Raw genomic sequence first — 650 nt, forward strand, 5'->3', positions numbered from 1 at the left:
ACGACGCCCGCGTGACTGTTTTGCTCACGCAGGAGCAGCTTCTACCGTCACTCCCATCCGGAGAGCATACCGTGATATGTCTGGATCGCGACTGGACGATGATTGCCGATGAAAGTGAACAGGCACCTGATATTGACACCACAGCGGAAAGTCTCGCTTACGTGATCTACACCTCAGGCTCTACCGGGTTGCCAAAAGGAACGCTTGTCATCCATCGAGGTATTGTCCGTCTCGTCAAAGAGACCGACTACGTGACGATCACAGAGCAGGACGTTTTCCTGCAAGCATCGACAGTATCATTCGATGCGGCGACCTTTGAGATTTGGGGTAGCTTGCTGAATGGGGCAAAGCTGGTGCTGATGCCGCCTGATCTGCCTTCCTTGGAAGAACTGGGACAAGCCATTCAGACTCATAAGGTTACGACGCTTTGGCTAACGGCGGGACTGTTCACACTGATGGTGGATCATCACAAAGAGTACCTAGCGGGGGTTCGCCAACTGCTCGTGGGTGGAGATGTCGTCTCGGTTCCTCACGTAAGAAAAGCGTTGGAACTCGAAGGACTCACGATTATCAACGGGTACGGTCCAACAGAAAACACGACATTCACCTGTTGCTATCCAGTCACAGAGTTATCAGAGACGATCAGTTCA

The 650-nt window shown here is 52.3% G+C and carries 1 protein-coding gene; it reads left to right on the forward strand.

Annotation, left to right across the window (positions count from 1 at the left end):
• The coding region (locus HP401_RS29515; RefSeq protein WP_173607629.1) for an AMP-binding protein at positions 1-650 on the forward strand (650 nt) is incomplete at both ends.

This window comes from Brevibacillus sp. HB2.2 (genome assembly GCF_013284275.1).
Taxonomy (GTDB): domain Bacteria; phylum Bacillota; class Bacilli; order Brevibacillales; family Brevibacillaceae; genus Brevibacillus; species Brevibacillus brevis_D.